The following is a 22,017-nucleotide window of genomic DNA, read 5'->3' as shown; positions in this document are numbered from 1 at the left end:
CACAGGGCGGGATCCACCTCGGTGCCCGGCGGGTGGCCCGCCCGGCCGGAACGGGCAAGACGCCCGGTGACGACGTCCCGGATCACGACTTTGCAATTCTGGGTCGACGAATCGACGCCTGCGACCAGTGTCATCGCCGCGGGTCTCCAATCGGTGACGGCGCCTCACTCGGGTGAGGCGAACTGGAACGGTCTGTGATGCCGACGGCGAGCCGGCAGGAACGACGTGGTGTCGGGATCTCGATGCCGGCTTGCGCAACGAGGTGCATCCCGGCCGGATCTGCGACGGTCAGGGTGAAGTCGGGGAGTCTTCTGCTGATTCGATGGGATTTGGTCACGTGCCTGGAGACGGCTGCCTGCGCCCGAACCGGCGAGACACACCTGGACCGGCGGTTTCTGCGCCACCAGCGCGGTGACCTGCGCCGACGGCACGTACTGCCCTGCCGGCAGGATCGATGTCAACCGACTACGAGTCCGTCACGTGCGTCCGCGTCTCCGCAAGAGGCCTGGACTAGCGCCTGACGTCCGGCTGCTTGCGACGGAGCCTCCCCGCCACGACACCGATCACCGCCGCTGCAGCGATCCCCACCACGATGACGACGATCGTCGTGAGCGACATGCCGGCCGGACTTCCCGGGTCCGTTGCGGCGGCGGCCTGCGCGGGTGCCCCGGCGAGCTGCGGCGGCGCCTCGGCGGCCTGCGACGGCGTCTCGGCGGTCTGCGACGGCGTCTCGGCGGTCTGCGACGGCTCGGGGGCGGCGATGTCTCGTGCGGTCACGCTCACCGTCTTCTTCGCCTTGGCTGGTTCGGCCGTGGTCACCGTGACACGCCACTCGCCGGTCGGCAGCGACTGGGCGGCGCGGTAGAGATTCTGGCCCTCGGGCGCCGAGACGAGCTTGACCGGTCCGAAGGAACGGCCGTCGGTGGAGGTCGCGACCACCGTCCCGATGACGGTGTCCCTGACCGGATGGCGATCCTTTTTCCAGGTGGCCACCACGTTGACGCCATGGTCGCCGTCTCCGGCCACCTCCAGGACGATCGGCCCGCCGTGCGCGGAAGCCGCGGGCGCGCCAAGCAGCAGAACGAGCACGGCGAGCAGGACAGCCGCTGCGGTGTTCCTCAGTGTCATGTTCACGAATTACTCCCCTCGTGTTCGGGATCGGCGGTGAGTGCCCCACTGCCGGGCGAGGCCGGCAGGAACACGTGCTGGTGCTGGTGCCCGTGGCCCGCGTCGACGTTCACCGCGTCGAGGGCGGTGGCGCCGATGGACCAGGTGAAGATCGCGTCAGCGCGTTGCCGGATGGCGAGGGCCGTCAGGGTCTCGCGGATCGGCCCGGTGAGGGCCTGCGAGCTTGCGTATGTGTCGACGGTGGTGGCGATCTGCCGTACGGCGGAGGCGAGACTCGATCGTGCCAGGTTGGTGGCGGTCTCGCCGGATGACGGGTCGGCGAAGTCCTTGACGGCTGCGGCGGTCGCCTGCCGCCACTTCGCGACATCAGCCGGGGGCGCGGTGCCGCCTTCGGCGGGCAGTTCGGCGGGCATGGCCCGCTCCAGTCCGTCGAGCACGGGAGTGAGCCGGGGCTCCGCCGCCACCCGGCTTCGCGCCGAGGACCGGGACACCATCACTGTCTTGTGTCGGCTGACGGCCGCCACCTCCCGATGGACGTGCGTACTGATGAGAGTGGAGTGGGGCGGGTGCCCCGCGACGAGCGTCGCGGGGCACCCGCGAGGGATTCAGCGAGGTGCCGGGTCTCGTCCGGCGGTGCCCTCCAGGGGGTTGGCCTCGCTCACCGTGCGGCCTTCGAGCTGCCGCCGTACTGAGCGATCAGCGCGTCGGCGTCGCGGATGAGCGCGGCTCGGACCTGGTCGTCCGTGACGATCGAGGTGTCGCCCGCGAGTTCCTTGAACTTCTCCAGTTCCTTGACGATCTTGTCGTTGTCCTTCTTCTTGGCCTCCGCGTCGCGAACGCCCGCGAGCCTGCCGCGGAGCGTGTGCGTGCTCTTGTCGGTGAGCTTCCCGGCCGCCTCGAAGCGGTCGATCAGGTTGCCGACGTCACCCGTCGACGTGACGACGGAGAACCTCACCACCTGTTCGGTCTGGTTGCCGGCCTTGTTGGTGGCGGTGACGGTGAGGGTGTGCTCGCCCAGCGGAAGCTCGTACAGCGCCAGGACCGTGCCCGACTCGAACGGCTTGCCATCCAGCGTGCCGTTCACCGACTTGACACCGGACCCCGAGTCGAGGGCCTCCCAGCTGATGCCGAGGTCCTGGCTGTCGCCGTACTTCTCGCCGGCCGCCGCGCCGGAGATCAGGACGGTCGGGGCCTTGGTGTCGATCTTGGCGGTCACGGCCTTGACGTTCTCGACGCTTCCCGCCTTGTCGGTCGAGCGGTAGCGCAACTCGTGCTGCCCCTCACCCGAGATGGTGACCGTGTCCGTGTACGGCGTCCAGGGACCGCCGTCCAGGGAATACTCGATGCCCGCCACGCCGGACGTCTCATCCTTCGCGGTGAGGCTCACCGGCACCGCCTGGTTGTGCCATCCGTCGCCGTTCCCCGCGGCGTACGCCGCGGTGGTCGCCGGTGCCGTCGCGTCCACCTTGACCCCGAGGGTCTTGGCGTTCTCCACGTTGCCCGCCTTGTCCGCCGAGCGGTATGCCAGCGTGTGCGAGCCGTCGCCGGAGACGATGACCGGGGTGGTGTAGCCGGTCCAGGCGCCGCCGTCGAGCTGGTACTCGGTACGGTCGGCCCCGCTGCCGTTCGCCTCGTCGGCGGCCGTCAGCGTGATCGTGACCGGACCGGTGAACCAGCCGCTCCCCGGCTGCGCCGGGTCCGTCGTGGCGCTCGTCGACGGCGCGGTCTTGTCGTCGGTACCGGTGCCGCCCTGGGAGAGGTGGAAGTAGGCGAACTTGGCTGTCTTCGACTCCGTCTGATTCACGCCGAGGGCGAACACGCCGGCTTTCGCACCACTCGCCACCTTGCTGTTCTTCACCGGCGCAGCCATCTCAGTCCACTTGGCGCCGTCGGAGGAGTAGAACCCGTGGAAGGTGTCGGCCTCCTTCTTCACCCGTAGCCACCACACGCCGCCGGGGAGCGAGGTGACCTGCGGTTGCGGCTGCTGTATGACCCCGCCGGCCTCGCCGCGCAGTTCGAGCCTGCGCTGCACCGCCGAACCGGGGGCGTTGTCGGTGATGAAGTCGAACTTCACATAGTCGTCGTCACCGGCGTGCACCATGAGCCCGCCCTGCTGATAGGCCTGGTTGAACGCCGACGCGTCGATCTTGGTCTCCAGCGTCCAGTCACCGTCCGGCGCCTTCTGCAGGATGAAGTTCTTCGGCCCGGTGTTACCCGTCCCGTAGATGTCGCCCGCCGAGGTGTCGATCTCCAGGTTGCCGCCGGTCACCCGTACGGCCGCGGCGTCGGACCGCACGATCGCGTTCCAGCGGCAGCCGTCGAGCGCCGTGCCGTCGAACTCGTCCGCCCCCGGTGTGGTGGCCGTGTCGTCGGGGATGATCTGGAACCAGTCGAAGGACGCGTCGATCACCGGGTGGCTGCCGGTGCTGGACAGGGAGAGCAGTCCGATCTTCGGGTTCTGGATCCCGGCGAGCGGCTTCGACTGCGGCATCGCGGTGAACGTGATGCCGTCGGCCGAGTAGAAGGCGGTCAGGTTGGCGCCGTCGCTGACGAGCCGGACGTACACGGTGTCGGGGTAGGCGTCCCCGAGCGCGGCCGTGTTGCTCGCCGCCACCTCGTTCGGCTTGCCGTTCTCCTCCCGGATGTACTGGAAGATGCGGTTGGCGTGGTCGTTGGTGCCGCGCGCCTCCAGCACCATCTTGGCGTAGTTGTCGTCGTCGCCGTAGAGGACCAGGCCCGCCTGCTGGTAGGAGTCACGGGCGGTGAGGGTGACCTTGGCCGTGGCCGTCCAGGCTCCCGACGGCGCCGGCTGCACGACGATGTTCGACGTGTTGCCGCCTGCTCCATAGATGTCGGTGTTCGACGTCGGGATCACGAGCTTGCCGTCCGCGACCTTGAGGGTCTGGTTCTCCCTGATGACCGACCAGCGGCCGCGGTCGAGCTCCGTTCCCAGGAAGTCGTCGGAACGGCCGGACAGGCACACCGTGTTCGGCGCGTCCACCTTGATGGAGATCTGCCCCTTGGTCGCCGCGCCCTTGGCGTCGGTCACGGTGACCGTGGCGGTGTAGGTACCCGGCGCGGCGTAGGTGTAGCTCGCGTCAGCGGTCGTCGGCTCCGGGGCTCCGTTCACCCCGAAGTTCCATTTGTAGGTGAGCGGCGTGTCGCCGTCGGGGTCTGTGGCCGACGCCGTGAAGTCAACCTTCAGCGGAGCGGCACCCGACGTCGGGTTCGCCGAGACGGTCACCTTCGGGCGCTGGTTCGCCGTGGCTCCCGTGCCGATGAAGTCGACCCAGTTGACATTGACCAGGTAAGAGTTGTCGGCCACGTTCGCCGGCTTGCGCACGACGAAGTACACCGGCCCGGTGTCCGCCGGCGGGTTCGTCAGGTTCAGCGTGACATCCTGGTAGGTCTGCCAGCCGCCGGTGCCCGGGACGTTGACCGAGCCGACCAGCGTCCCGTTCTCGGGGTTGCCCAGCCGGACCTGCACGGTCCCGCCGGAGGTGCCGGATGCGGCCCGCAGCCGGATGCCGGTGATGCCGGTCAGGTTGACCGGGGCGAACGACCACCAGTCGCCGTCCTGGGTCCACCCGATGTTCAGGTTGCCGCCCGCCGAGTCCTCCGTGGGCTGCGTCTGCACACCCGCGGCGTCGGTGCCCTTGCCGTCCGCCACCCGGCCGGTCTCGGTGAAGTGCTCGGCCTGCTTGCGCTTGGTCTGCAGGATGACCTGACCCCGCCCGGTCAGCGCCCCGGCGCCGCCGGAGCCGCCCTTGTCGGTGTAGCTGGCTTCGATGACGTAGAACAGGTTGTCGTCGGTGCCGTGACCGCTGTCTGTGAGCGTCTGCAGGACACCCTCGCAGCCCGTTTGCTGGTCGAGGGGGTGGCCGTGGCTGTCGTGGCCGAGGAGCGCCTGGATCTGAACCTTGTCGCAGCCGATCGTGCCGTCCTCGGGGTCGGTGACCGTGACCTTGTACTTCACCTGGTCGCCGAACTCGAAGAATCCGCCGTCCGGCGGCAGGTCGAGGGTGACCTTCGGCCGGGTGTTGCCCGCCACGATCGCCACGCTCGCCGTCGCGGTCTTGTTGTCGGCGTTCGTCACCTTCAGGACCGCGTTGTACTGGCCCGCCGTGGTGTAGGTGTGGGTGGGGTTGGGGTCGGTCGAGTCGACACGGCCGTCACCGTCGAAGTCCCATGCGTACGTGAGCGCCTTGCCGTCCGGGTCCCGCGTTCCCTCGCTGGAGAACTTCACCCCCAGCGGCACCGGTCCGTCGGTCTTGTCCGCCGAGGCACGGGCGATGGGCGGCCGGTTGCCCTTGATGTACTCGATGCGGTAGATGCCGGAGTCGGCGTTGTCGCCACCGAACCCCGATCCCCACTCGATCAGGTACAACGCGCCGTCCGGGCCGAACCTGAAGTGCATGGGCTTCTTGAAGCCCATGGTCTTGAAGAGTTGGTTGATCTTGACGAGCTTGGTGGTGTCCTCGTTGAGCTGGAACGAGAACATCTTGCTGCTGTTCCACTCGGCGAAGACCGCCTTGCCGTCCCAGTATCCCGGCCATTTGACGTCCGACTGCAGGTCAGGGTCGTAGCGGTAGACCGGACCGGCCATCGGCGCGCCGCCGTTGAGCTCGGGGAAGTTCTGCGCGTCGGTCGCGTAGTGGTACCAGACCGTCGCCGCGGTCGCCGCCGGCGGATTGGTCAGGCCCGTGTTGTTGGGCGAGTTGTTGACCGGCGCGGCGCAGTTGAACGCCGACCCCGACGTCTTGGTGGCGAAGTCGTAGTCGAGGTACGCGCTGTTGTTGCCGATGCAGTAGGGCCAGCCGTAGTTGCCCGGCTTGGTGATCAGGTTCCACTCGACCGTGTTCTGCGGGCCCCGCGCCGCGCTCGCCGACCCGGCGTCCGGGCCGTAATCGGCCACCAGGGGATATCCGGTCTTCGGATCGAGGCCGATGCGGAAGGGGTTGCGGAATCCCATGCCGTAGATCTCCGGCTTGGTCTTCGCCGTGCCCGGCGCGAACAGGTTGCCCTGCGGCACCGTGTAGGTGCCGTTCGCCTCGGGGTGGATCCGCAGCAGCTTGCCACTCAGGTCATTGGTGTTGCCCGAGGTGCGCTGCGCGTCCCAGGCCGCGCGGCCGGACCGCTCGTCGATCGGCGTGTAGCCGTCGGAGGCGAACGGGTTGGTGTTGTCGCCCGTGGCCATCCACAGGTCACCGGTCTTGTGGTCCACCAGCATGCCGCCACCGTGGTGGCAGCACTCGGCACGCTGCACCGGAACGTCGAGGATCTTCTTCTCGCTCGACATGTCGAGGGTGTCCCCCTTGACGGTGAACCGGCTCAGCCGGTCGACGTTCTCCCCCGAAGGCGAGTAGAAGAGGTACACCCACTTGGTGGTGGCGAAGTCGCGGTCCAGCGCCAGCCCGAGCAATCCGCTCTCGTTGGCGGTGAACACGCTCAGCTTGCCGGCCGAAACGGTGCCGCCTGTGGGCTTGACGATCTTTACGTCACCCATCCGGTCGATGTAGAAGACCCGGCCGTCCTGCGCGACGTCCAGCATCATCGGGTTCGACGTGTTGTCGTCGAGGGTGACCTTCTCGAAACTACCGGTCTGCGAAGCCGAGCAGTCGGCCTTCACCGCGCCGGCGGCGGTCCTGATGCCGCCGAGGAGCAGGCTCAGGAACTGCGGCTCGGTGAAGCTCTGCTTGGTGTGGCCGAGGCCCGTGTACCACGAACGGCCGCCGTCGTAGTCCTGGCACCACGTGTTCGGGTGGTCGATCCCCATGGTGCCGCCGGAGTAGGACTTCTCATTCAACGACGTCAGCACGTGCACGGTCCCGCGGGGGTCGGCCTGGTAGTCGTACCACTCGTCGGTGCGGCTCCACGACGTGGGCAGATTCGCGGTGGACGGGTGTGCCGGGTCCTCGACCGTGAGGGTGGCCTGCTGGATCGCCGGGTGCGACTTGAAGTACGCCCCGACGAGCTTGCCGTACCACGACCAGCCGTAACCGCCGTCGGCGGCCGCGTGGACGCCCACGAAACCGCCGCCTTTCTGGATGTACCGCTGGAAAGCGTCCTTCTGCTCCTGCGCACCCAGCGGGTCTCCGGTGGTGGACAGGAAGATGACGGCCTGGTACTGCGCCAGGTTCTCGTCGGTGAACCTCGCGGCGTCCTCGGTGCTGTCGACCGCGAAGCCGTTGTCCTGGCCGAGCTTCTGGATGGCGGCGATGCCGTCGGGGATCGAGTCGTGCCGGAATCCGGTGGTCTTGGAGAAGACGAGCACCTTGAAGGAATCGGCCGCAGCTGCGGCTCGCGCCGTCACCGCCTGTGCCGGCGGCGCGAACAGCGACAGTAAGGGCAGGACAAGGCCGAGGGCCATCGTCGCGGCCACCCGTCGTAAGGCGCGATATCGCTGAACTGTCAAAGCAGCTCCTCTGGGGGGTGCGATGAGTGCGAACTCATCGGGTCGGGGTGGGTGGGACAGGCTGATGCCGGCGTGCCGCCCGTCGCGACGATGTGATCGCCATTGCCGCGCCACGGGTCTTTGGCCCCGACGGTCAGCCGCTGGAGCGAGTGCTGCTGGGAAGTGCGCGGGAATGCGCTACAGGGCCACGTGCCACGGCGGTCGCCACACCATTGGTGGCGATCAAGGGTGTGGTTACGGGCGATCTCGCCCGCATCCGGAAAGGAGATGACATCGAAGTCCTTCCTAACTTGAGACAGTTAGGCAAGGCGCGCGCCGCCGCGCTGATGCCGGGTGTCGCGGATCGGGATGCGTCAGGCGCAGGCCGGAAGGTGCCGCCTCCGTCCTACCTGGCGTTGCACAACTCCTTTCGTCTCCCAGCCGTCATGTGCCTGCCAGAGCCAGGTCGTCGATGACGACCTACCAGATCAGGCGCCGGCCGACCTGATAAAGCTCGACGCGATAGTGGCGGAACAACCGCCGACGACGCTCACCCGCGTACTCCCATCAGATGTTCGAGGGCGAGCTGGTTGAGGCGGGTGAAGTGGTAGCCGCGGAGCGCGGCCTCCTCCGGGTCGAAGTCGTCGTTCAGGAGGTCGGCCGGCGTCTCGCCGGGCGCGAGCGTGGGCTGGGCCAGCTCGTCCACCCGGGAGGCCCTCAGCGCCTCCTGCACCTCCGGGTCGGCGCGGAAGGCGCGTGCCTTCTCCTTGAGGATCAGGTACGTGCGCATGTTCGCCGCGGCGGATTCCCAGACGCCCTGCGCGTCCTCGGTGCGCAGAGGCTTGTAGTCGAAGTGGCGCGGGCCGTCGTAGCCACCGTGCTCCAGCAGGTCCACCAGGAAGAAGGCGCTCTTCAGATCCCCGTGGCCGAAGATCAGGTCCTGGTCGTATCTCGGACCGTGCTGGCCGTTCAGGTCGAGGTGGAACAGCTTGCCGTGCCACAGCGCCTGCGCGGCACCATGCACATAGTTGAGCCCGGCCATCTGCTCGTGGCCGACCTCGGGATTGAGGCCGACCATCTCGGGGTGCTCCAGCTCGTTGATGAAGGCGAGCGCGTGACCGATCGTCGGGAGCAGGATGTCGCCCCGCGGCTCGTTCGGCTTGGGCTCGATGGCGAAGCGGATGTCGTAGCCCTGGTCGAGGACGTACCCGCAGAGGATGTCCATGGCCTCCTTGTAGCGGGTCAGGGCCGCCTTGATGTCCTTGGCGGCGTCCGACTCGGCGCCCTCGCGGCCGCCCCAGCACACGTACGTCTTCGTGCCGAGCGAAACCGCGAGGTCGAGGTTGCGCATGACCTTGCGGATGGCGTGGCGGCGGATGTCGCGATCGTTGCTGGTGAACGCGCCGTCCTTGAACACCGGGTGGGTGAACAGGTTCGTCGTGGCCATCGGCACCTTCATGCCGGTCTCGTCGAGCGCCTTGCGGAAGGCCGTGATGGCCTTGTCCCTGTCCGGCTCGACGGCGAGCAGGTCGTCGTCGTGGAAGGTGACGCCGTACGCGCCCAGCTCGGCCAGCCGGTGCACGGTCTCGACGGGGTCGAGCGGGGCGCGGGTGGCGTCGCCGAACGGGTCGCGGGCCTCCCAGCCGACCGTCCAGATACCGAAGGTGAAGCGGTCGTCAGGGGTGGGCTCGTACATGCTGGTCTCCCTTGTGAGCGGATAGGGCGAGGCGCAGGAGCAGATCCTTGATCTCCACGGCCTCGTACCGTTCGCGGGCCGCGGACGGGTCGGAGCAGAGCAGGACGGGGGCGTCGGCGGGGTCCGCGGGGAGCAGCCCGTGGGAGCCGCGCACGGCGCGGGCGCCCGCGTCCAGGCCGACGACGTTCATGAGGTAGCGCATGCCGAGTTTCTTGCGCAGTAGCGCCACTCCGGCCCGCCGCTTGGCCGCAGCGGGGGCCGCGGGGTCGAAGAAGAGCTCGGCGGGGTCGTATCCAGGCTTGCGGTGGATCTCGACGACGCGGGCGAAGTCGGGCGCGCGAGCGTCGTCGAGCCAGTAGTAGTAGGTGAACCAGGCGTCGCGCTCGGCCAGGAGGACCAGCTCGCCGGAGCGGGAGTGGTCGAGACCGTACGCCGCCTTGCCGGCTCCGTCGAGCACGTCGGCCACGCCCGGCAGGGACGCGCAGAGCTCGGCGACGGCCGGCACGTCGGCGGGGTCGCGGACGTAGACGTGCGCCGTCTGATGGTCGGCCACGGCGAACGCGCGCGACGTCCACGGATCCAGGTACTCCATGCCGTCCTGCGTGTGAACCCGCAGGAACCCCTCGGCGCGCAGTGCCCGGTTGACGTTCACCGGACGGGACACATCGGTGATGCCGTACTCCGACAGGACCACCACGGTGCGCCCCTGCTCCGCGGCGGCAGCCAGCAGGGGCGCGAGGATGATGTCGAGCTCGGCTGCCGCAGCGGCGGAGCGCGGGTCCGACGGGCCGTACCGTTGCAGGTCGTAGTCGAGGTGGGGGACGTAGGCCAGGGTGAGGTCCGGATCGCGGGCGGCCATGACGTGCTCGGTGGCACGGCAGATCCAGGCCGACGAGGCGATGCCGGCTCCGGGCCCCCAGTAGCTGAACAGGGGGAACGTCCCCAGAGCCGCGGTGAGCTCGTCGTGCAGCTCCGGTGGGTCGGTGTAGCAGTCGGGCTCCTTGCGCCCGTCCGCGTGGTAGATCGGCCGGGGCGTGACCGTCCAGTCGACGTCGGCGCCCATGGCGTACCACCAGCACACGTTGGCCACTGTGTAGCCAGGCCGAGCGCGCCGGGCGACCTGCCACAGCTTCTCGCCGCCTACGAGCGCGTTGTGCTGGCGCCAGAGCAGGACCTCGCCGAGGTCGCGGAAGTACCAGCCGTTGCCGACGACGCCGTGCCCGGACGGCGGAAGGCCGGTGAGGAAGGTCGACTGCACCGGGCAGGTGACGGCGGGCAGCACGGTGCCGAGTTCGGCCTGGAAGCCCTCTGAGGCGACGGCACGCAGCCGCGGCATGTGTGCCAGCAGCCTCGGGGTCAGCCCCACCACGTCCAGGACCAGTAACGCTGTCATACCTTCACTCCCAGGTCGCGTAGCTCGGCACGGGCGAAGTCCAACTCGTCGGCGATGCCGGCGGCGAGTTGGACCGGGGTGCGCGGGCGCAGTGCGGGCGGCAGCACCTCCCAGGTGTAGGTCTCCACGTCGAAGTGGTCGCACAGCGGCCGCGGCCCGCCGGCCAGCTCTTTCAGGGCCTCGCGCAACACCGGGATGGTGGTGGCGAGCGGCGCGGCCGGAGCGACGTGCAGCGGCACGTGGTAGTGGACGCGCCACGGCCCCGGGAGGTCCCGGTCGAGCGCCTCGTCGAGGTCGTCGGCCGCCAGCCCACTGGGGTTGCGGGTCTGGTGCAGGAAGCGCGGTTCGGCGTACTCGCGCAGGGCGTTCGGATGGGTGCTCTCCAGGGCCGCCGAGAGCTGGACCTTCACGATCGGCAGGCCGGCCGTCCTGAGGGCGGCCAGCGCGTCGGCGGGACGTTCCCAGGCACAGGCCAGGTGGGCGAGGTCCAGGCAGACGCCGACCCGATCGGTGTCGGCGCCGGCCAGCGAGGCGATCGCCTGGCCGGTGGTCTCCACGACGCAGCCGGGCTCGGGCTCGAGCCCCACCCGCACGGCGCGCCCGGTGTCCGACTCGACGGCGGCCAGGCCGGTCGCCAGCTCGTCGAGCAGGCGCGCGGCCATACCCGCCATGTCGACGTTCCAGGGCTCGCGCCAGCCGAAGGGCAGGGTGGAGACCGACCCCCGTGCCGCGTCGTCGGGCAGCAGGTCCGCCAGGACGCGCGCCAGGTCCAGCGTGTACGACAGCCTGGCGCGGGTCGTCCAGTCGGGCTGGTAGACGGCGTGCTTGACCACCGGGTCGTGGAAGGAGCGGTAGGGGAAGCCGTTCAGCGTCACCACCTCCAGACCCCGTACGGTCAGCTCCCGGCGGAGCCTGCCGCGAAGCGCGGGGTCGGCGGCGAGGGCGGCGGCGACGGGAGCGGCGAGCCAGAGCCCAAGCCCCAGGACGTCCGTGCCGAGGCGGGCACGGATCGGCGCCGCGTACGTGTCGAACTGGGCGATGACGCCGTCGAGGTCCTCTGCGGGGTGCACGTTGGTGCAGTAGCTGAGGTGGAGCCGCGTTCCCGAGGGGTGGTGTAGCCGCATCAGGAGCCGCCCCGCCTGATGGAGCTGCCGGCGAACGTCGGCTCTGCGGCGCCGGTGACGGCCAGATCGAGGCGGCCGGACTGACCGTAGAACTCGACCGGATTGCGCCACAGCACGCGGTCGACGTCGTCCTCGGTGAAGCCGGCGACCAGCATCGCCCTGCCGGTCTCCAGCGTGAGGAGCGGGTCGGAGACGCCCCAGTCGGCGGCCGAGTTGACCAGCATCCTGTCCAGACCGTACCGGCGGAGGATCTCCACCATGCGCGGCGGCGACATCTTGGTGTCCGGGTATATGGAGAAGCCCATCCAGCAGCCGGAGCCGTGCACGAGGCCGACGGTGACCTCGTTGAGATGGTCGACGGCGACTCGTCTCGGCGCGATGCCGGAGGCCGCCACGACGTCGAGGGTGCGCCGGGTTCCGCGGGCTTTGTCGCGGTGGGGGGTATGGACGAGGGCCGGCAGGTCGTGCTCGACGGCCAGGGCGAGCTGCCGTTCGAAGGCGTCGTCCTCCTCGGGTGTCATCGAGTCGTAGCCGATCTCGCCGACCGCGACGACGCGGTCTTTCTCCAGGTAGCGCGGGAGCAGGTCCAGAACGGGGCGGCAGCGCGGGTCGTTGGCCTCCTTCGGGTTCAGCGCGAGGGCGGCGTGGTGGACGACGCCGAACTGCGCGGCCCGGTACGGCTCCCAGCCGACGAGCGAGTCGAAGTAGTCGGTGAACGATCCGGCGTTGGTGCGGGACTGGCCCAGCCAGAACGCCGGCTCCACGACGACCTGGACTCCGGCGTCGGCCATGCGGGAGTAGTCGTCGGTGGTGCGTGATGTCATGTGGATGTGCGGGTCGAAGATGCGCATCGATCAGGGCTCCTTGTGGGTGAGACGGAGCAGCAGCGCGACGGCGCCGCCGGGTGTGGAGCGGCCGGCCGCGCCACGTTCGTCGGCGAAGGCGGCCAACATGGCGCCCAGCTCGGAGTCGGCCCGCTCTTCAAGGCCGTCCACGACGGCCAGCGGCACGGCCATCAGATCTAGCGAGGGGACTGTCGGGTTTACCCGGCAGGGGAAACGCTTCCTTGATACGGTTTCGTTGTTCGAAACGGGCAGGGCTTGTCCGTCGCCTACCTCAGCCGAGGGAAGCGAGAAGCCGCTCCCTTCAAGGAGCGGAGGAGTCACGAACACGCACTTGAGCACCGCTCGCTTCTCGTCGGCGTCGCCGTACCTGTAGAGCTCGCAGGTCACGGCGGCGCGGTCCGGGGGGAGCGCGGCCAGCAGCAGCGCCCGTGCGGCCTCATCGGCGGTCCAGCCTGGCGCACCAGGCAGCGCCTCCCGTCCGGCGTGCCGTCCCGCAGCGGGGAAGGACCGCCTGACGGTCTCGGGGCGTTCGGCCGCGGCGGCGAGCGCGGCATCCAGCGAGGCCGCCCCCGGCGTCTCGCGCAACGCAGCCCGCAGCCGCTCGGGTGTCGTCACGATGCCCCTCCCCCGGCCGTGAGCAGGGACACCTGCTCGGCCCTGCGGAGGAATCCGATCGAGCGGGCGGCCACGTCGGGGGCCGCGTGCGCGTGGCGGGGCAGCTCGACCGTGACCAGGCCCCGGTAACCGGCGTCGGCGAGCGCGCGCAGCACCGGTGGGAAGTCGATCTCGCCCTCGCCGAACTCCAGGTGCTCGTGCGTGCCGCGGCGCATGTCGTCGATCTGGACGTTCACCAGGAACTCCGCGACGGACGTGACACAGGCGGGCACCGGGTCTGGCTCGTTGCAGCGGCAGTGGCCGATGTCGAGGGTGATGCCGAAGCCGTCCGGCTCGCCGAGCGCCTGGTGCAGCGCGCGCCAGCCGGCGATGGTCTCGACGAGCATGCCGGGTTCCGGCTCGAGTCCCAGCGGCACGCCGGCGCGCCGGGCCGTCTCCAAGACCCGCGCGCATCCGTCCACGAGCCGGCTCCAGGCGAGGGACGGCTCCGTGTGGGCGGGGCGCGCTCCTGACCAGAACGACACCGCCTCAGCGCCAAGGTCGGCGGCGATGGCGACGGCGCGGTGCAGGAAGTCCAGCCGCGTGTCCCGGTCGTCGTGGAGCAGGGTCGGGGCGTGCTTGCGCCGGGGGTCGAGCAGGTAGCGGGCGCCGGTTTCGACGACCACGGCCAGGCCGAGGGTGCGCAGGCGGTCGGCGAGCTTGGCCACGCGCGGGAGCAGGCCGTCGGCGTAGGGGTCGAGGTGATGGTGATCGAGGGTGAGCGCCACTCCGGTGTAGCCGAGATCGGCGATGACCTCGAGGGCGTCGGGGAGGCGGTGGTTGGTGAAGCCGTTGGTGCCGTAACCGAATCTGATCATGTCGGGGAGAGCTTTCTGATCAGGCGGCGGGCTAGCGGGACCGCCGTGGCGAGGACGAGACCGGTGCGGGTGGCCCCGGTCCGTGCGGCGAGGGCGCCCTGGAGTGCGGGCAGGCCGACGATGCCGGAGGCGACCGCGGCGCGGATGCGTCCGGCGGAGGGCTCCGCGACGGCTCGGGCCTGAGAGACGCCGAACTCGGCGGCGTACCAGGCCGCGAGCACCGTGTGAGCCTCGCACGCCGACGCGTCGCCGCGGCGGGCTCCAGGACCGGCGGTGGCGGCCGCGAGCGCGAGCGTGCCCGTCAGGGTGGCGGCGGGGAGGCGGCGGTCCGTGCCGGAGACCTCGGCGCGGGACAAGGCCGTGAGGAGGTAGGTGTGGGTGGCGATCGTGAGAGCGGACGGGAGCGCGGCGACCGTCAAACGACTGGGCGCGGCCCCGAGCAGCACGTCGAGACCGCGGCACAGGGCCATCGCCGCCGGCCCGGCAGGGGTGTTCTTGGCGAGGAGGTCGTACGCCCAGACGGCGGCGGCCAGGGGCACGGCGACGGTCAGTGCGCGGCGACCGCCGGCGAGCCCCGCCGCGGCGACGCCCGCCGCCGTGAGGCCGGCGGCCACCGCGAGGGCGGTACCTGGAGACACCCGGCCCGAGGGTATGGGTCGCTCAGGACGTTCGACCTCGTCGAGGCGGCGGTCTGCCCAGTCGTTGGCGGCCATGCCCGCCCAGTACAGGCAGACCGAAGAGCAGGCCAGGCCCAGAGTCCGGCCGCCGAGCGCATGTCCGGCCGCGGCCCCGGCGATCACGTCGCCCGGCACGGACAGCGCGGCCGGCGCTCGGACGAGTTCGAGCAGGTCTCTCAGTTCCGTCATCGCCATACTCCCGGTGCGCTGTTCTGGAATGTCATCGTGCGGCGTCCGGCGCGTCGAGGGCGGCGACGAGGTCGCGGAGCGCCTGCCACTGGGCGGCCAGGCCGTGCGGGACCTGGCCGAGGGGGTCCTTGAAGAAGAAGGCCAGTTCGGTGAGCGGACCGGTCCGCCCGGCACGGTGGGCGGCGGCGGTCAGCCGCGCCAGGTCGAGGATCAGCGGGGCGGCCAGGGCGGAGTCGCATCCGTGCCAGGTGAACTCCATGCGCATGCGGGTGCCGAGGAAGCCCTCGAAGGTGACAAGGTCCCAGGCGGTCTTGAAGTCACCGAGGTCTTCCAGGTAGTCGATGCGGGTGTCACCCTGCGGGGCGTAGCCCAGCGTCTCCGCGAGCACGCGCTGCTTGCTCGCGGCCTTGGCCGCGTTGGCGGCCGGTTCGGAGAGGTTGGCGCCGTCGCCGCCGCCCAGCAGGTTGATCCCCGACCAGGTCCGCACGGTCAGGTTGCGCTGGGCGAACATCGGCGCGAGCACCGACTTGACCAGCGTCTCCCCCGTCTTGCCGTCGTGCCCGGCGTACGGGAGGCCCTGCTCCCGGGCGAGCGCGTCGAGCGCGGGCAGGCGGGTGCCGGTCGAGGGGGTGAAGTCGACGTATGGGCAGCCGGCGAGCAGGGCGGCGTAGGCGGCCAACGCGCTCGGCGGCAGAACGGGATCGGGACCCGCGAGCGCGACACCTAACGCGTCGAGATCGGCGTGGGCGGGGTGCTCTCGTGGAGCGGGCTCCGTGGACGACACGTTGATCACGACGACGCGGTCCAGGCCGTGCCTGAGCCGGAAGCGGTCGAGGTCGGCGCCGATGGCGCGGGCCGCCTCGGCCTGGGTGGCGGCGGCCGGAAGCGGCCGTACGTCCTGCTCGATCCCGAGCAGCTCGCCGCGTACGGCATCGGCCAGCGCCGCCGGGACGACTCCCGCCTCCGCCAGTGCTTCCGCCTTCTTCTCCAGACGGACCGAGGAGATGTCGTGGCCGCCGAAGACCAGGTCGCCGATGCCGGGCCGGACCCGGCCCCGCAGATCGGCCGACTCCAGGACGCACCCGGTCGGCGCGGCCAGGCCGGCCCGTACCGCGAGCGCTCCGACCATGCTGGTAACGGCGACCGAGCCCCGCGCGCCTATCAGCCATACTCCCGTGCTCATCTGATCTCCTTCACGAGGGGGTGCCCGACGGGCGGCTGCCGGCAACCGCCCGTCGGCGGGTTCATTCAGCGGAGAAGGCGGCGTCGAACGCCGAGGAGGGCGGGGTGATCGCGTTGTAGGCGCGGATGAGCGCCAGCGCGTCAGGCGCGCCGTGCAGCCGGTCCATCCCCGCGTCTTCCCACTCGATGGAGATCGGGCCGTCGTAGCCGATCGCGTTGAGCGCGCGGAAGCAGTCCTCCCATGGCACGTCCCCACGCCCGGTGGACACGAAGTCCCAGCCCCGGCGCAGGTCGGCCCAGGGCAGGTGCGACGAGAGGCGGCCGCGGCGGCCGTCGCCCACGCGCACCTTGGCGTCCTTGCAGTCCACGTGGTAGATCCGGTCGGCGAAGTCGAGGATGAAGCCGACCGGGTCGATCTCCTGCCACACCATGTGCGAGGGGTCCCAGTTCAGGCCGAAGGCCGACCGGTGGCCGATCGCCTCCAGGGTGCGGACCGTGGTGTGGTAGTCATAGGCGATCTCGCTGGGGTGCACCTCGTGGGCGAACCGTACGCCGACCTCGTCGAAGACGTCCAGGATCGGGTTCCACCTGTCGGCGAAGTCCTGGTATCCGGCTTCGATCATCGACGGAGGGACCGGCGGGAACATCGCCACGGTGTGCCAGATGGACGATCCGGTGAACCCGACCACGGTGGAGACGCCGAGCTTCGCGGCGGCGCGGGCGGTGTCCTTCATCTCCTCGGCGGCGCGCGTGCGCACGCCCTCTGGCTCGCCGTCGCCCCAGATTCGGGCGGGCAGGATGCCCTTGTGACGCTCGTCGACGGGGTTGTCGCAGACGGCCTGCCCGACCAGGTGGTTGGAGATCGTCCACACCTTGAGGTTGTGCTTGGCCAGCAGCTCCAGTTTGCGCTCGACGTACGAGTCGTCGGACAGCGCCTTGTCCACCTCGAAGTGGTCGCCCCAGCAGGCGATCTCCAGGCCGTCGTAGCCCCACTCCGCGGCCAGGCGGCACACCTCCTCGAACGGCAGGTCGGCCCACTGGCCGGTGAACAGCGTGATGGGCCTGGTCATGCGTCCTCCGTAGGGGTCAGCCGGCTCCCGTGAGCCGCGCTCTCCTCGACCGCGCCCAGCACGCGCTGCACCCGCAGGCCGTCGTCGAAGGACGGCTCGGGGGCGGTGCCTGCGGCGATCGCTTCCAGGAAGTCCTTCACCTCGTGCGTGAAGGCGTGCTCGTAGCCGAGGCCGTGGCCGGGCGGCCACCAGGCGCCGGCGTACGGGTGGTCGGGTTCGGTGACGAGGATGCGCCGGAACCCGCCGCCCGTGCCCTCGCAGAACCACAGCTCGTTCATCGACTCGAAGTCGAAGGCCAGGCTGCCCAGCGCGCCGTTGACCTCGATGCGAAGCGCGTTCTTGCGGCCGGTGGCGAAGCGGGTGGCCTCGAACGAGGCCAGGCCGCCGCCCGACATCCGGCCGATGAACAGGGCGGCGTCGTCCACGGTGACCGGCCCCCTGCCGCTGCCCCCTCCGGCCGTCAGCCCCGACGAGCTGCCGGCCAGAGGGCGCTCCTTGATGAAGGTCTCGGTCAGCGCCGCCACCTCGGTCAGGTGCTCGCCGGTGATGAACTGGGCGGTGTCGATGATGTGCGCGCCGATGTCGCCCAGAGCCCCTGAGCCCGCCTTGTCGCTCTGCAACCGCCACACGAGCGGGAACTCCGGATCGACGATCCAGTCCTGCAGATACTGGGCTCGTACGTGCCGGATCTCGCCGAGCCTGCCCTCCTCGACGTAGCGCCGGGCGAGCGCGACGGCGGGCACCCTGCGGTAGCTGAACGCCGCCATCGCGTGCACGCCGCGTCCGGCTGCCGTACGGGCGGCGGCAGCCATGGCCTCAGCCTCCGCGACGGTGTTGGCCAGCGGCTTCTCGCAGATGACATGCTTGCCCGCCTCGAGCGCGGCGATGGCGATCTCGGCGTGGCTGTCGCCGGGGGTGCAGATGTCGACGATCTGCACGTCGTCCCGCTCGACCAGGCGCTTCCAGTCGGTCTCCGCGGCGGCCCAGCCCAGACGCTCCGCCGCCTGCGCGGTGGCCTCGGCCGACCTGCCGCCCAGCGCCGCCATGACGGGCCGCAACGGCACGTCGAAGAAGGCCGAGACGTTGCGCCACGCCTGGGAGTGGACGCGTCCCATGAACGCGTACCCGACCATGCCGACTCCGATGCTCGCGCTCATGACTCGAACCCGAGCGGCAGGTACTGGGCGGCGTTGTCCTTGGTCACCGTCTCCGACGCCAGCGTGATGGACTGCGGCACCTGCTTCTCCAGCAGGTCGCTCATGCCCCTTCCCTGGGCGATCAGGCGGGCCAGCTTGATCGCTGACGCGGCCATGGTCGGGCTGTAGGTGACGGTGGCCTTCAGCACGCCGGAGTCGGCCTGGATCTCACGCATCGCGTTGGCCGAGCCGGCCCCGCCCACCATGAAGAACTCGCTGCGCCCGGCCTCCTTGATCGCGGCCAGCACGCCGATGCCCTGGTCGTCGTCGTGGTTCCAGATCGCGTCGATCTTCTTGTGGGCCTGCAACAGGTTGGTGGCGACCTTGGTGCCGGACTCGACGGTGAACTGGGCGTCCTGGCGGGCGGTCACCTTGTAGCCATAGGTCTTGAGCGCGTCGTCGAAGCCTTTGCTGCGGTCCTGCGTCAGTGGCAGGGTGGCGATGCCCTGGATCTCCAGGATCACCGGGTCGGCCACGCCTTTCTCCTTGAGCCGCTTGCCGATGAAGTGTCCGGCCGCGACGCCCATACCGTAGTTGTCTCCACCGATCCAGGTCCGGTACGAGAGCTTGTCGGGAAAGACCCGGTCGAGGTTGATCACGGGGATGCCGGCGTCGGTGGCCTGGCGGGCGATCTGGTTGAGCTGCTGGCCGTCGTTGGGCAGGATCACCAGCGCGCCGACCTTGGCCGCGATCAGCGATTCGACGGCGCTGATCTGGGCGTTGATGTCGTTGGTCGGCTCGACCGGCTTGAACTCCACGTCGGAGTACTGCTTGGCGGCGTCCTCGGCGTTCTTGGCGATGGCGGCGATCCAGCCGTGGTCGGCGGCCGGAGCCGAGAAGCCGATGACGACCTTCTCGCCGGGCGCGTCGTTGCCGGCGGTGGCCGCGGGTGCGGGCGCGGCGGCGCTGCTCGGCGTGGCGGCAGGCTCGTTGCTGGTGCATGCGCTCGCCAGGACACCGGCCCCGATGACGGCGCCGCTGAAGAGGAATCCCCGGCGTGGGACAGAATCGGACATGAGAATTTCTCCTTGCGAGGGGGGTGACGGGTCAGACGGGTGATCGCAGAGAGCGTCGCTGGAGCAGCACGGCCGCCACGATGATCAGACCCTTGGCGATCAGCTGGTCGCTGGTGTTGAGCCCGTTGAGGATGAACAGGTTGGTGATCACGGTGAAGATCAGCAGGCCGAGGATCGAGCCGATGATCGTGCCGCGCCCGCCGGTGAGGAGCGTGCCGCCGATGATCACGGCGGCGATGGCGTCCAGCTCGTACAGGTCGCCGTGAGTGGAAGAGCCTGTGGTCGTCCTCGCCATGATGAGCACCGCGGCGATGCCGCAGCACAGGCCGGACAGCGCGTACAGCAGCATCGTGTGGCGCCGGACGTCGATGCCGGCCAGGCGGGCCGCCTCCGGGTTGCCGCCGACCGCGTACGTGCGGCGACCGAACGTGGTCCGGTTGAGCAGCACCCACCCCAGCAACACCATGATCGCGAAGATGTACACCAGCACGGGGATGCCCAGCACCCGGGTCGTCGACAGGTCCACGATCGCCTGGTTGCCCTGCTGTACGAGCTGGGTCTTACGGTCGGACATCCGCTGGGCCAGTCCCCGGGCGGCCACCAGCATCGCCAGCGTGGCGATGAACGGCACCAGCCGCCCGTACGCGATGAGCAGGCCGTTGACCAGCCCGGCCCCCGTGCCCACGAGCACGGCGCAGACGATCATCACGAACGGGCCGTACGACTGGGTCGCCAGCGTGGTCGCCCAGACCGAGGCCAGCGCCATGACCGCGCCGACCGACAGGTCGATGCCACCACCGATGATCACAAAGGTGGCGCCGACCGTGATGACGCCGATCGTGGCGGCCAGGGACAGGATGCTCACCAGGTTGGAGACGGTGGCGAAGGTGCCGGGTGTCGTCACCAGCCCCACGGCGGACAGCAGCACCAGCGCGACGATCAGTCCCAGGTGGGGAATCCCGGTCAGCCTGGTCCACAGTCCGTCGGCGAGGGCGGGTGTGCCCGCCTGGCCGTGGACGGAGGCGGGTGTGCCCGCCTGGCCGTGGACGGCGCTCTGCCCGCTCACCGCGGGCGCAGAAGGCTCGCTCATGCCGGAGCCCCTTCCATGATCATGTCGAGAATGTCGTGTTCGTCGAGGTCACCGGCCGCGCTCTCGTTGACGAGGCGTCCCTGGCTGATGACCAGCACCCGGTCGGCCAGCCCGAGCACCTCGGGCACCTCGCTGGAGACCAGCAGCACTCCGACGCCTTCGTCGGCCAGCCGGCGTACCACGGCGTAGAGCTCGGCCCTCGCGCCCACATCCACGCCTCTCGTGGGCTCGTCGAGCAGCAGGAGCTTGCGGCCGTTGACCAGCCAGCGGGCCAGCACCGCCTTCTGCTGGTTGCCGCCGGACAAAGTGCCCACCGGCCGGTCGGGGTCCGGAGGCCGGATGTCCAGCGCCCGGACCATGGCACGGGCGTCCTCGGCCTCGCGGCCCCTGTCCATCCAGCCGAGCCGGGAGTAGCGGCCCAGACTGGCCAGAGAGATGTTGCGTGTGACGCTCTCGCCCAGCAGCAGCGCCTGCGCCTTGCGCTCCTCGGGGGCCAGCCCCATGCCCAGCCGCACCGCGCCCGTCGTGCCGCGGCGGCTCGGGACGATACGGCCCTCCAGGAAGACGCGGCCGGAGAAGCGGCGCGCCCCGTAGACGGCCTCGATGATCTCTGATCGGCCCGAACCGACCAGGCCGGCCAGCCCCACGATCTCGCCGGCCCGTACCGAGAACGACAGGTCCTTGACTCGGCCGGGCACCGTCAGGCCCTCGACGCGCAGCACCTCCTCGCCCGGCTCGCGCGACGCCCGGGGCGGGAACACGTACTCGACGTTACGGCCGGTCATCAGTGAGACCACCTGGGACGTCGACGTCTGCTTGGCCGGGAGTCCGACCGCGACCGTGCGGCCGTCCTTGAGCACCGTGACGCGGTCGCCGATCTCGCGGATCTCCTCCAGCCGGTGCGAGATGTAGATCACCGCCACACCCTGCGACGTCAGCTCCCTGATGATGCGGAACAGGTTGCCGACCTCATCGTGCGCGAGAGCGGCCGACGGCTCGTCCATCACGATCAGCCGGGTGTCGTGGGAGAGCGCCCGGGCCATGCTCACCACCTGCTTGGCCGCAGGCGAGAGCCGGCCCACCTCGGTGGTCGGGCGGATCTCCCCGTGTCCGAGCCTGGCCAGCAGTTCGCGGGTAGCCCGGTTGGCCTCACCCTGGTGGACGAACCCGAGCCGCGCGGGCTCGTGGCCGAGGAAGATGTTCTCGGCCACGCTGAGCCCGTCCACCAGGTCGAGTTCCTGGTAGATGGTGGAGATGCCGAGCCGGATCGCGGCCGTCGGGCTGGTCAGGCGGACTTCCTGTCCGCCGAAGCTGATGCCGCCCCTGTCGGGCTGGTGCGCCCCCGCCAGGGTCTTGATGAGTGTGGACTTGCCCGCGCCGTTCTGGCCGAGCAGGCAGTGCACCTCCCCGGCACGGACGTCGAGGTCGACACCGTCCAGGGCGCGCACACCGGGGAACTGCTTGACGATTCCTCGCATGACGAGGAGGGACGCCGAGTCGGAAGACGACCGCGGCATAGGGGCCTCCTGGGGGGTGGGGCAGGCC

Annotated in this window: 16 protein-coding genes; all 16 read right to left on the bottom strand. The window is 70.1% G+C overall.

Features of this window, described 5'->3' with window-relative positions:
• Nucleotides 1-510: 510 nt before the first annotated feature.
• Complete coding sequence (locus ACFY2X_RS41845; RefSeq protein ID WP_389949221.1) at nt 511-1,134, bottom strand: hypothetical protein; 624 nt, start codon at nt 1,132-1,134, stop codon at nt 511-513.
• Entirely contained in the window at nt 1,131-1,622 is a 492-nt protein-coding gene (locus ACFY2X_RS41840; protein ID WP_389949218.1) for a hypothetical protein, read from the bottom strand. Before ACFY2X_RS41840 ends, ACFY2X_RS41845 begins: the two co-directional genes overlap by 4 nt.
• Before the next feature lie 164 nt (nt 1,623-1,786).
• Entirely contained in the window at nt 1,787-7,543 is a 5,757-nt protein-coding gene (locus tag ACFY2X_RS41835) for a ThuA domain-containing protein (protein WP_389949215.1), read from the bottom strand.
• 529 nt (nt 7,544-8,072) lie between these two features.
• Nucleotides 8,073-9,218, bottom strand: coding sequence for a xylose isomerase (gene xylA / locus ACFY2X_RS41830; protein WP_389949212.1), 1,146 nt, complete (start codon nt 9,216-9,218; stop codon nt 8,073-8,075).
• On the bottom strand, nt 9,199-10,611 hold the full coding sequence (locus ACFY2X_RS41825; RefSeq protein ID WP_389949209.1) for an alkaline phosphatase family protein: 1,413 nt from the start codon (nt 10,609-10,611) through the stop codon (nt 9,199-9,201). Before ACFY2X_RS41825 ends, xylA begins: the two co-directional genes overlap by 20 nt.
• Nucleotides 10,608-11,735: a metabolite traffic protein EboE gene (gene eboE / locus ACFY2X_RS41820; RefSeq protein ID WP_389949206.1), complete on the bottom strand. Its 1,128-nt coding sequence runs from the start codon at nt 11,733-11,735 to the stop codon at nt 10,608-10,610. The genes ACFY2X_RS41825 and eboE overlap by 4 nt, the downstream gene beginning before the upstream one ends.
• Nucleotides 11,735-12,586 (bottom strand): TatD family hydrolase, encoded by an 852-nt coding sequence (locus tag ACFY2X_RS41815; RefSeq protein WP_389949203.1) that lies wholly within the window; start codon nt 12,584-12,586, stop codon nt 11,735-11,737. The genes eboE and ACFY2X_RS41815 overlap by 1 nt, the downstream gene beginning before the upstream one ends.
• Nucleotides 12,587-12,589: 3 nt before the next feature.
• Complete coding sequence (locus ACFY2X_RS41810; protein WP_389949200.1) at nt 12,590-13,195, bottom strand: hypothetical protein; 606 nt, start codon at nt 13,193-13,195, stop codon at nt 12,590-12,592.
• On the bottom strand, nt 13,192-14,052 hold the full coding sequence (locus ACFY2X_RS41805) for a sugar phosphate isomerase/epimerase family protein (RefSeq protein ID WP_389949197.1): 861 nt from the start codon (nt 14,050-14,052) through the stop codon (nt 13,192-13,194). The genes ACFY2X_RS41810 and ACFY2X_RS41805 overlap by 4 nt, the downstream gene beginning before the upstream one ends.
• The gene (locus ACFY2X_RS41800) at nt 14,049-14,918 is read right to left on the bottom strand and encodes an SCO3242 family prenyltransferase (RefSeq protein WP_389949194.1); all 870 of its coding nucleotides are present in this window, start codon (nt 14,916-14,918) and stop codon (nt 14,049-14,051) included. Before ACFY2X_RS41800 ends, ACFY2X_RS41805 begins: the two co-directional genes overlap by 4 nt.
• A 31-nt stretch (nt 14,919-14,949) precedes the next feature.
• The gene (locus tag ACFY2X_RS41795) at nt 14,950-16,101 is read right to left on the bottom strand and encodes an inositol-3-phosphate synthase (RefSeq protein WP_389949191.1); all 1,152 of its coding nucleotides are present in this window, start codon (nt 16,099-16,101) and stop codon (nt 14,950-14,952) included.
• Nucleotides 16,102-16,162: 61 nt separating this feature from the next.
• Entirely contained in the window at nt 16,163-17,170 is a 1,008-nt protein-coding gene (locus ACFY2X_RS41790) for a sugar phosphate isomerase/epimerase family protein (RefSeq protein ID WP_389949188.1), read from the bottom strand.
• Nucleotides 17,167-18,327 (bottom strand): Gfo/Idh/MocA family protein, encoded by a 1,161-nt coding sequence (locus ACFY2X_RS41785; protein WP_389949185.1) that lies wholly within the window; start codon nt 18,325-18,327, stop codon nt 17,167-17,169. Before ACFY2X_RS41785 ends, ACFY2X_RS41790 begins: the two co-directional genes overlap by 4 nt.
• Nucleotides 18,324-19,382, bottom strand: coding sequence for an ABC transporter substrate-binding protein (locus ACFY2X_RS41780; RefSeq protein ID WP_389949182.1), 1,059 nt, complete (start codon nt 19,380-19,382; stop codon nt 18,324-18,326). Before ACFY2X_RS41780 ends, ACFY2X_RS41785 begins: the two co-directional genes overlap by 4 nt.
• Before the next feature lie 31 nt (nt 19,383-19,413).
• On the bottom strand, nt 19,414-20,472 hold the full coding sequence (locus ACFY2X_RS41775; protein WP_389949179.1) for an ABC transporter permease: 1,059 nt from the start codon (nt 20,470-20,472) through the stop codon (nt 19,414-19,416).
• Nucleotides 20,469-21,989: a sugar ABC transporter ATP-binding protein gene (locus ACFY2X_RS41770; RefSeq protein ID WP_389949176.1), complete on the bottom strand. Its 1,521-nt coding sequence runs from the start codon at nt 21,987-21,989 to the stop codon at nt 20,469-20,471. The genes ACFY2X_RS41775 and ACFY2X_RS41770 overlap by 4 nt, the downstream gene beginning before the upstream one ends.
• Between the last annotated feature and the right edge of the window lie 28 nt (nt 21,990-22,017).

The sequence above is a fragment of the Streptosporangium sp. NPDC000396 genome (assembly GCF_042898655.1).
Lineage (GTDB): Bacteria > Actinomycetota > Actinomycetes > Streptosporangiales > Streptosporangiaceae > Streptosporangium.
This window is presented reverse-complemented; position numbering and strand designations above follow the sequence as displayed.

Excerpts from the sequence above, each read along its gene's own strand:
- ACFY2X_RS41785 (WP_389949185.1), bottom strand. The coding sequence starts at position 18,327 with ATGAGCGCGAGCATCGGAGTCGGCATGGTCGGGTACGCGTTCATGGGA.
- ACFY2X_RS41800 (WP_389949194.1), bottom strand. The coding sequence starts at position 14,918 with ATGACGGAACTGAGAGACCTGCTCGAACTCGTCCGAGCGCCGGCCGCG.
- ACFY2X_RS41815 (WP_389949203.1), bottom strand. The coding sequence starts at position 12,586 with ATGCGCATCTTCGACCCGCACATCCACATGACATCACGCACCACCGAC.
- ACFY2X_RS41790 (WP_389949188.1), bottom strand. The coding sequence starts at position 17,170 with ATGACCAGGCCCATCACGCTGTTCACCGGCCAGTGGGCCGACCTGCCG.
- ACFY2X_RS41770 (WP_389949176.1), bottom strand. The coding sequence starts at position 21,989 with ATGCCGCGGTCGTCTTCCGACTCGGCGTCCCTCCTCGTCATGCGAGGA.
- ACFY2X_RS41780 (WP_389949182.1), bottom strand. The coding sequence starts at position 19,382 with ATGTCCGATTCTGTCCCACGCCGGGGATTCCTCTTCAGCGGCGCCGTC.
- ACFY2X_RS41775 (WP_389949179.1), bottom strand. The coding sequence starts at position 20,472 with ATGAGCGAGCCTTCTGCGCCCGCGGTGAGCGGGCAGAGCGCCGTCCAC.
- ACFY2X_RS41795 (WP_389949191.1), bottom strand. The coding sequence starts at position 16,101 with ATGAGCACGGGAGTATGGCTGATAGGCGCGCGGGGCTCGGTCGCCGTT.
- eboE (WP_389949206.1), bottom strand. The coding sequence starts at position 11,735 with ATGCGGCTACACCACCCCTCGGGAACGCGGCTCCACCTCAGCTACTGC.
- xylA (WP_389949212.1), bottom strand. The coding sequence starts at position 9,218 with ATGTACGAGCCCACCCCTGACGACCGCTTCACCTTCGGTATCTGGACG.
- ACFY2X_RS41840 (WP_389949218.1), bottom strand. The coding sequence starts at position 1,622 with ATGGTGTCCCGGTCCTCGGCGCGAAGCCGGGTGGCGGCGGAGCCCCGG.
- ACFY2X_RS41805 (WP_389949197.1), bottom strand. The coding sequence starts at position 14,052 with ATGATCAGATTCGGTTACGGCACCAACGGCTTCACCAACCACCGCCTC.
- ACFY2X_RS41825 (WP_389949209.1), bottom strand. The coding sequence starts at position 10,611 with ATGACAGCGTTACTGGTCCTGGACGTGGTGGGGCTGACCCCGAGGCTG.